This is a genomic window from Flavobacteriales bacterium (genome assembly GCA_021296215.1).
Classification (GTDB): Bacteria; Bacteroidota; Bacteroidia; order Flavobacteriales; family ECT2AJA-044; genus ECT2AJA-044.
Window position 1 is genome coordinate 1 of record JAGWBA010000112.1, and the last position, 8,018, is coordinate 8,018.

General features: G+C 48.4%; 8 protein-coding genes and 1 pseudogene. 7 read left to right on the forward strand and 2 right to left on the reverse strand.

What is annotated here, in order from left to right:
* The first annotated feature begins 152 nt into the window (after positions 1-152).
* Positions 153-707: a T9SS type A sorting domain-containing protein gene (locus J4F31_12070; protein ID MCE2497290.1), complete on the forward strand. Its 555-nt coding sequence runs from the start codon at positions 153-155 to the stop codon at positions 705-707.
* On the opposite strand, the gene J4F31_12075 is transcribed toward J4F31_12070, so the two are convergent.
* Positions 697-2,421: a M23 family metallopeptidase gene (locus tag J4F31_12075; GenBank protein MCE2497291.1), complete on the reverse strand. Its 1,725-nt coding sequence runs from the start codon at positions 2,419-2,421 to the stop codon at positions 697-699. The genes J4F31_12070 and J4F31_12075 overlap by 11 nt on opposite strands.
* Positions 2,422-2,630: 209 nt before the next feature.
* On the opposite strand from J4F31_12075, the gene J4F31_12080 reads away from it, so the two are divergent.
* From J4F31_12080 to J4F31_12105, 6 genes and pseudogenes are all read left to right on the forward strand, one after another.
* A complete protein-coding gene (locus tag J4F31_12080; protein MCE2497292.1) occupies positions 2,631-2,978 on the forward strand; it encodes a hypothetical protein in 348 nt (115 codons plus the stop codon).
* Positions 2,957-3,829: pseudogene (locus J4F31_12085) on the forward strand (IS3 family transposase). Before J4F31_12080 ends, J4F31_12085 begins: the two are co-directional and overlap by 22 nt.
* 136 nt (positions 3,830-3,965) lie before the next feature.
* On the forward strand, positions 3,966-4,259 hold the full coding sequence (locus J4F31_12090; protein MCE2497293.1) for a hypothetical protein: 294 nt from the start codon (positions 3,966-3,968) through the stop codon (positions 4,257-4,259).
* A 3-nt stretch (positions 4,260-4,262) separates the two neighbouring features.
* Positions 4,263-4,559 carry a cell division protein ZapA gene (locus J4F31_12095; GenBank protein ID MCE2497294.1) on the forward strand — a complete coding sequence of 99 codons (297 nt, stop codon included), beginning with the start codon at positions 4,263-4,265 and terminating at the stop codon, positions 4,557-4,559.
* Between the two features lie 232 nt (positions 4,560-4,791).
* Positions 4,792-6,336: a ribonuclease Y gene (gene rny, locus J4F31_12100; GenBank protein MCE2497295.1), complete on the forward strand. Its 1,545-nt coding sequence runs from the start codon at positions 4,792-4,794 to the stop codon at positions 6,334-6,336.
* An 84-nt stretch (positions 6,337-6,420) separates the two neighbouring features.
* Complete coding sequence (locus J4F31_12105) at positions 6,421-6,786, forward strand: DUF2200 domain-containing protein (GenBank protein ID MCE2497296.1); 366 nt, start codon at positions 6,421-6,423, stop codon at positions 6,784-6,786.
* 33 nt (positions 6,787-6,819) lie between these two features.
* Here the strand turns inward: J4F31_12105 and J4F31_12110 are convergent, their stop codons facing one another.
* Complete coding sequence (locus J4F31_12110) at positions 6,820-7,695, reverse strand: nucleoside phosphorylase (GenBank protein ID MCE2497297.1); 876 nt, start codon at positions 7,693-7,695, stop codon at positions 6,820-6,822.
* Between the last annotated feature and the right edge of the window lie 323 nt (positions 7,696-8,018).

Genomic DNA, 8,018 nt, shown 5'->3' on the forward strand with positions numbered 1-8,018 from the left:
GATTTTGTAATCGCTGAGTTTGCTATATTTTACAGGCATTACAGAACAAATCTATCCAATTGTTCTGGTCTTAAGCCATCGGAATTCATTTGATTGCTTCAGATTCGACTGAATTGAATGCCTTGCGTATCTATCATAATAACATATGGCAGATGACGAGTCCTTATTGGTATGAGTACAACGAAAATTTATCACTGCCCATTTATTCGGGGGCTCTTAGCCCTATTCCGGGATCAGGTGAACTAAGTGTAGCACCTGAGTTTAGTGCGCCTGGCAATCATGATTATACCTTGCTACCTTGGTCTCTGTGTATCGACGCCGGAATAGATTCCTTTCCTGTTCCCATTCCTTTTGATTTATCGGGTTCTAGCAGAGTTTCGGGATCCCACACCGATCTTGGCGCCCTTGAGTTCAACAATACCGTGAACCTTGATGAGGTAAAACAAAGGGATGAAATACGGTTTCGACTATATCCAAATCCGACCGCGGACCACTTTACCCTGGATGTTGAATTGAGGTATCGGTCTAATTTGACCGTGACAATCTACGCCGCGGATGGAAGTCTGGTGGGTCGCGAAGCCGTGCATAGGGCCGCAGGCCCATATAAAAAGGACTTTTCTATTGTGGATCTCGCGGCCGGACGCTACCTCATGGAGCTACAGAAGGATTACGGGCGTTTTGTGGAGTCGTTGGTGGTTAACGACTAAAGAACACCAAGTACTCTGCCGTATTGCTGCAGTTGTCGGTCACACGAAGTTCGAAGGTGTGCTCACCGGGTCCGCAGTGCTCGTCGAAGGTGTACCACAATCGGCGCGTTTTGGGGTTCCATTCCATCAGCACCCATTCATTATCTATGGTGCCTGTAATTTGGTCGATACCGCTGAAGTCATCACTAATACGGACCAGGATCGTTGAATCTTTATTCATGTTCTTCCGGGCGAAGATGTTTACGGGGTCTATGCTTGGAGCCAGCGTATCAGCCGTAATGGCATATCGACCGAATTCACGGCTTCGTCCCACGAATCGACCCGCGGTCCAATCTCCCGGCCACCATTCGAGCCGCCCATTGTCTTCAATTTCAACAAAGCACAGCTGCTCCTCGCGGAGGCCTGTTGGCAAGCTTTCAAGTGGGAGGTCGAGCGTAAAATAGGTGTGCGCAGGAATACCGGTATGTCCAAAGCGGTACACGGGGCTGAAAAAAGGGCGCGACTTATGCATCGAGCCGCTAGGCTCAGAGACTTCAACGGGGAAGTAAGTGTCGGCATACAGCACTCCGGCCGGAATGATGCAACGGGCATCGTCGGCGGGGAGTCGGTGCACTTCGTTGTGGGCGAGCCAAAGCTGGTCGTCGGGGTACACCAGCGGTTGGTCGCTCAATGATACCTGTGATTCGGGGGTAATTCCTTCGAAATCGAACTCCAAGATGCTTCGATTGCCTGCACGGTCACTCGCCTCGATCTTAAGGTTGTAGCTGCTGCTGTCGCTGAAGCTGTACCCGGCCGGATTCCCCTGTACGAAGCTCAGTTGGTTGTTCGGCTCAACGTAGAGTTTGGAAGCTTGGTCGCTACAGCATTTGTACTGATCGAACGTAATGAGGCTGTTGAGGTAGCGCGTTTCGTCAAAACTGAATTCGTCGATGCTGTGTTGGTAATGCAGGCTATCGTTCAGCCACATCTTGAGCGCGACCGTGCCGTTTTTATTGGAGCCGCCGTCTTGCTGATCCACCGTTTCGATGGCGAATCCCCAAGTTCCGGAAAGCTTGTAGTAGCCCGGTCTCGAAACGCGGTATTCCCCAACTCCGGATCGAATGAGCGGGAGGGTGAAGGTCTTTCGTTCGCCATTGCAAAGCGCATCGCGGCCGATGGGCACGAGCATCAGGTTTTCCATGAGCGGAGCGCGGTGATCCGCAATTTCGAATCCCTCAGCGATCGGATCCAGTGGATGTTCGGTGCGCGTATCGCGAATCTCGAAGTGGAGGTGAGGTCCGCCCGAAGACCCGCTATTGCCCGATTTCGCGATCTCGTCGCCTTTTTGATAAGTGTATCGGCCTGCGATCGGATAGAGGTCTAGGGCGAACTGCTGAAGTCGGTATTGTTCTGATTTAACGTATGCGGCCAGCACGGAATCGAATTCACTTAGGTGTGCATAAACGGAAGTTTTTCCGTTGGGATGTTTCATATAAAGCACCTTTCCGAATCCGGCCGGACCTACTCGAATACGGACGATCTCGCCGCGCTCAACCGCATAAACCGGTTTTCCTTCGACCCCTCCCGTTTTTATGTCGATTCCACTGTGGAAGTGATTGCTGCGCAATTCACCGAACGATCCACTGAGATACAATGGCGGATCGAGTGGAGGGTGCCAGTCTTGAGCGGAAGCTGTCAGCTGCAGTGTGATGAGGAGAAGGAGTAAGGTGCGCATGAATTGAATTAAGTAGCCATTGGCCGTTTGCTCATGGCTATTAGCGTTGGATTCAGTGGTGGTGATTATACCTTCAGAACCCATTCTTGAAGCCAAAAATAGGAATATCGAGATTCGATCAGCTTTATTTTCTATTGATTCCTGTCTTGTCCTGAAATAGGTTGACACAAATTAAGTCAATCATTAAGGAAAGAAAAGAGGTTTATCCAATGGGCTTGCGCCTGCGTGTAGCCAAGGAGTATGTTCAAGGCGATCAAAGTGGTTATCAATTAGCTAGAAAGTACAATGTGAGTAAAGCTTCTGTAACTCGGTGGGGACGTGAATATGGAAAGCGCTATTGCGAGAGTCCACCGTTAAATCGTATTTTGGAACCTATGAAAGAGCAGGGAAAGTTCCGGCGAGAGGGAGAGGATACTGCGGCCTACATACGCCGTTTGGAGCGCTCCTTGGAGGAAGCCCAGGACAAGGCTTATCTCTTGCGACGTGTCATAGAGCTCAGCGAAGAAGAGCTTGGTATTGAGCTGCCAAAAAAGTCTATTACCACGTCCAAGAAGTAAACGAGCGCAAGAGTGTTTCGTATGGATGTAGACTGCTTGGTATGAGCCGTCAGGCTTATTACAAACATCTTCATAGTCGTAAGGAGCGTGAAGAGGGCCATTTTAGGCTCCTTTATGCTGTTCGGGAGTTGCGTAAAGCTCACCCGAGAATGGGTTCTAGAAAGCTACATAAGCTGTTATCGGAACACCCTGACGTTATCGGAAGAGACCGCTTCATGCGGCTATTACGCGAACATGGGCTATTGGTTCGCAGGAAACGTAATCCGGTTCGAACCACCAACTCAAATCATATCTACAGGCGTTATTCGAACTTAGTTAAGGGGATGGTCATCGACCGTCCTATGCAGGTGTGGGTAAGCGATATCACCTATGTGGATTTAGGTGGAAAGCATGCCTACTTGAATCTGATCACCGATGCTTACTCACGTAAGATCGTCGGCGCAAAGCTAGCCCCGACATTAGCTTCCAGGCATACGCTTGAAGCATTGAAGAATGCGTTAAAGGCAGAAGGCACCCCTGAGTATCATCACTCTGATAGAGGCATTCAATACTGCTGTCATGAATACGTAGGTGAGCTAAAGAAGTACAACATTCAAATCAGCATGACCCAGACCGGAGATCCACTCGATAACGCCATTGCAGAACGAGTCAACGGAATCATCAAGAACGAATACCCGTACCCATTTATCAAACGAAATCGAGACATCGATCGATGTCTGATCAAGGCTCTTGAAGCCTATAACACTGTAAGATCACACATGTCTTGTAACATGGAAACACCACAACGAATCCATGAACTGTCAACCCAATTAAGGAATAGAAATCAAGTGTTAACTTACATCAGTCATTAATACCCAAGTATTAAGGCCAATGGCTAATGGCTAACGGCCAACAGCGGCATTTTAATGCCTTGAAATATAAATCTTGCCGCGTTTGCGCTCAAACTGCCTAAACACTACATTTGTTGTAACCTAGATTCCGAACTGCATGAGCGAATTAGCGCGAACGGTGGAGCAATTGGAGGCGGATTTGGCTCAGTTTGTGAAAAAATATCACGAGCTCAAATCGGTTAATCAAGATCTCAAACGGCAACTGGTCGAAGCGGAGCGACGCATCAATGAGTCGCGTGAAAAGGTCGGGCAAATGGAACGGGAGAATGAACTGATCCGCATGGCGGGAACCTTGGCGGGTAGTGACCCATCCGGCCGAGAGGCCGCCAAGTCAAAGATCGGTGAGTTAGTACGGGAAATTGATAAGTGCGTAGCACAATTGAATGGATAAAAAATGAGCCCGGATACGCTTAAGATCAAAGTGAGCATTGGGAACAGGACTTATCCGCTCACGATAAAACGGTCCGATGAGGAATCGGTCCGCAAAGCGGCAAAGACCATTGAGTCGATGCTGAAAGACTTCCAGCGCAATTATGCGGTGCAGGATCAGCAAGACCTGCTCGCGATGTGCGCTCTGCAGTTGGCCACAAAGGTGGAGCAAACTCAGCACAATGCCGTGGTAGTGGATAAAGGCATTACCGATCGGCTGGAAGCCTTGAGCGATCAGTTGGCAAGCGTTCTTGCTGAATAGTTCTTTACATAACATTAATGCATAGCCCGCATTATTTCACATGTTTGTTAAACTCAACAGATATTCTATTGGAGTTCAACGATTCAGACAGTTAAAAACAGGCCTTGTAGCCGTCCTGGTGGCGGTGAGTCCAACGGACCGATGGAAGCTTGATGCTGTCGGCGACTCCACCCATGTCACATTGGGGTTTAATAGAACCGTGAAGTAGTGTGGGCTTATTTTTTTGAGACACATGGATAATACAATAGTCATGATCGTGGGGGGACTGATCAGCGTTTTGGCCGGATTCGGCCTGGCGGTGCTCTTTCTGCGAAAGCAAGGTGACGGTAAGGTGGCGAAGATGCTTGCAGAGGCCGAGAAGGAGGGTGAGCAGATCAAGAAGGACAAGATCCTTCAGGCCAAAGAGAAATTCTTGGAGCTGAAGTCGGAGCACGAGCAAGTGATCAACGAGCGCAATCAGAAGCTGGAGGCTCGTGAGAAGAAATTTCAGGAAAAAGAGGACAAGCTCAAGCAGCGCATCGAAGAGAATGGCCGCAACTTCAAAGATTTGAAGAGCAAGCAATCGAACCTCGATAAGCGATTCGATTTGCTAGAAAGGCGCACCAAGGAGGTGGAGCAGATGCACAAGAAGCAAGTTGAGCAGCTCGAGGTGATATCGGGTTTATCCGCTGAAGAGGCTAAGAAGCAACTCGTGGACGCCTTGAAAGACGAAGCCAAGAGTCAAGCCATTGCCGTTATTCAGGAACAAGTAGAGGAAGCTAAACTCACTGCCAATAAAGAGGCTAAGAAGATCGTACTGCAAACCATTCAGCGAGTTGGAGTTGAGCACAGTATTGAGAATAGCGTTTCGGTATTCAATATCGAAAGCGACGACATCAAAGGCCGAATCATCGGTCGTGAAGGTCGAAATATTCGAGCTTTGGAAGCGGCTACAGGTGTAGAGATCATCGTAGACGACACGCCCGAGGCGATCATTTTGAGTTGTTTTGATCCCGTTCGTCGAGAGATCGCGCGCTTATCGCTGCACAAGCTGGTGACAGACGGGCGCATGCATCCCGCTCGGATAGAGGAGGTGGTTAAAAAGACATCCAAGGAATTCGAAGACGAGATCATTGAAACCGGAAAACGGACGGCCATAGATTTGGGGATTCACAACCTGCATCCGGAACTCGTGCGTATGGTCGGTCGTATGAAATACCGCTCGTCGTATGGTCAAAACCTATTGCAACACAGTAGGGAGGTGGCAAACCTCTGCGCCATTATGGCGAGTGAACTCGGGCTTAATCCCAAAGCGGCCAAACGGGCCGGCCTCCTTCACGATATCGGTAAAGTGCCCGATGAGGAAAGCGAATTGCCACACGCTATTTTAGGCATGAAGCTTTGTGAAAAGTATGGTGAAAAGCCCGATGTATGTAATGCGGTCGGAGCCCACCATGATGAGGTGGAAATGAACACCCTAATTTCACCGATCATTCAGGTGTGTGATGGTATTTCGGGAGCGCGTCCCGGTGCTCGCCGCCAAATCGTCGACAGTTACATCAAGCGATTGAAGGAGCTCGAGGAGCTGGCGTTGGCTTATCCCGGAGTGAGCAAGTCGTATGCTATTCAAGCCGGACGTGAATTGCGCGTGGTTGTCGACTGTGATAAGGTTGATGACAACAGCGCGACTCAATTGAGTTATGACATCAGTCAAAAGATCCAAAGCGAAATGACTTATCCAGGACAAGTAAAGGTGACGGTGATTCGCGAGACGAGAGCGGTTAATTACGCACGGTAGTTCTTAGGTCTTAGTTTTAAATTCTTATATAGGTACTCAGTGGCCTTCGTATTTTTTAACCTACGAGAACTAAAAGCTTTTGGCATGCCACCAACTACTCCCGAGCACGATAGAAAGATCGCTGAAATGAAATTCGGTTCCGTTTTCCCTCACTACGTCAAAAAGGTTGAAAGGAAGGGGCGAACGAAGGAGGAGTTGCTGGAGGTTATACATTGGTTAACCGGTTTTCAATCGGCCGACTTAGAAAAACTCTCCAAAGACAAGGTTACATTCAAAGAATTCTTTGAACGGGCTACACTCAATCCAAATGCGGATTTAATCACGGGCTCTATTTGCGGATATAAGATTCAAGAAATAGAAACACCGCTAACTAAAAAGGTGCGCTTCCTAGATAAGATCGTGGATGAGTTAGCTAAGGGCAAGGCGGTCGAAAAAATAAAACGGGTCTAAGCCCTTACCTCAGGGTATACTAAGAACTAATACCTAAGAACGCTCTGTGAGACATTTGAGTATATGATCGATCATGCGCTCCACGGCGGCGTGGTAATTGGCGGAAAAGTCATTATTTGGACGGTTAGCGATGATCACACAGGCGGTACAGCAGCGATGCCCCATCAATTTACCCAATCCGTAAAGTGCCGAGGTCTCCATCTCGTAATTGGTGATGCGCTCATTGCCATAGCGGAAGTCTTCGAGCTTATCATTGAGATAGGGCATGGCGATCGGAATCCTCAATTCGCGTCCTTGGGGGCCATAGAATCCATGAGCGGTAATGGTGACTCCAGTATATGTGTTGTCGCCTCGAAGAAGATCGAGCACTTCTTTATCGGCCCTCACCAAGTAGGGATGCGCTGCGGCGACAGGCCAGTTTATTTCGTTCCGAAAGGCTTCCATGAATCCGTGGTCCATGATGTGCTCGGCGTCGTAAAAATGAAGTACACCGTCAAAGCCCAGAGCCGCTTCGCTGAGCAAAATACTGTCGACCGGAATGTCGGACTGGAGCGAGCCTGAAGTTCCCATCCGAATCAAGCGCAAAGACTTCTTTTCGTCCTTGTATTCACGCTTTTCGAGATCGATATTCACCAAAGCATCGAGTTCGTTCAGTACGATGTCGATATTATCGGTGCCTATTCCGGTGGCCATTACAGTCAGTCGCTTACCGTTGAGCTCTCCGGTATGGGTAATGAACTCGCGTTTTTGCTGACGCAAGGTGACCCTATCGAACTTATCGGAAACTAAACGCACTCTGCCTGGGTCGCCTACAAGGAGTATGGTATCCGCGATGTCTTTAGGGTGCAATCCGAGGTGATATACGCTATTATCGGGGTTCAATACGAGCTCGGAAGGGGGGAGGGACATTCTATAATTCTTAATTTTGAATTCGCAATATTTAATGTCTGACCACGGCAATATTCAAGTTTGATCAATGGCCTGAATTCAGGGCAAGTTATAACAATGAAATTGTTCTGGGTGTTTTATGTGGAGTATTTCATTAGAGGCCATGGGCTATTGGCCATTCGCCGCTAGCCTATCCCATTAACCATTAACCAATAACCATCAGTCCTTAGTCCTTAGTCGTCAGCCAATTAAGAATTCAAAATTGAGAATTAAGAAGGCTTAAGACCGGAACAATTGGATAGATTTGTTCTGTAATGCCTGTAAAATATAGCAAACTCAGCGAT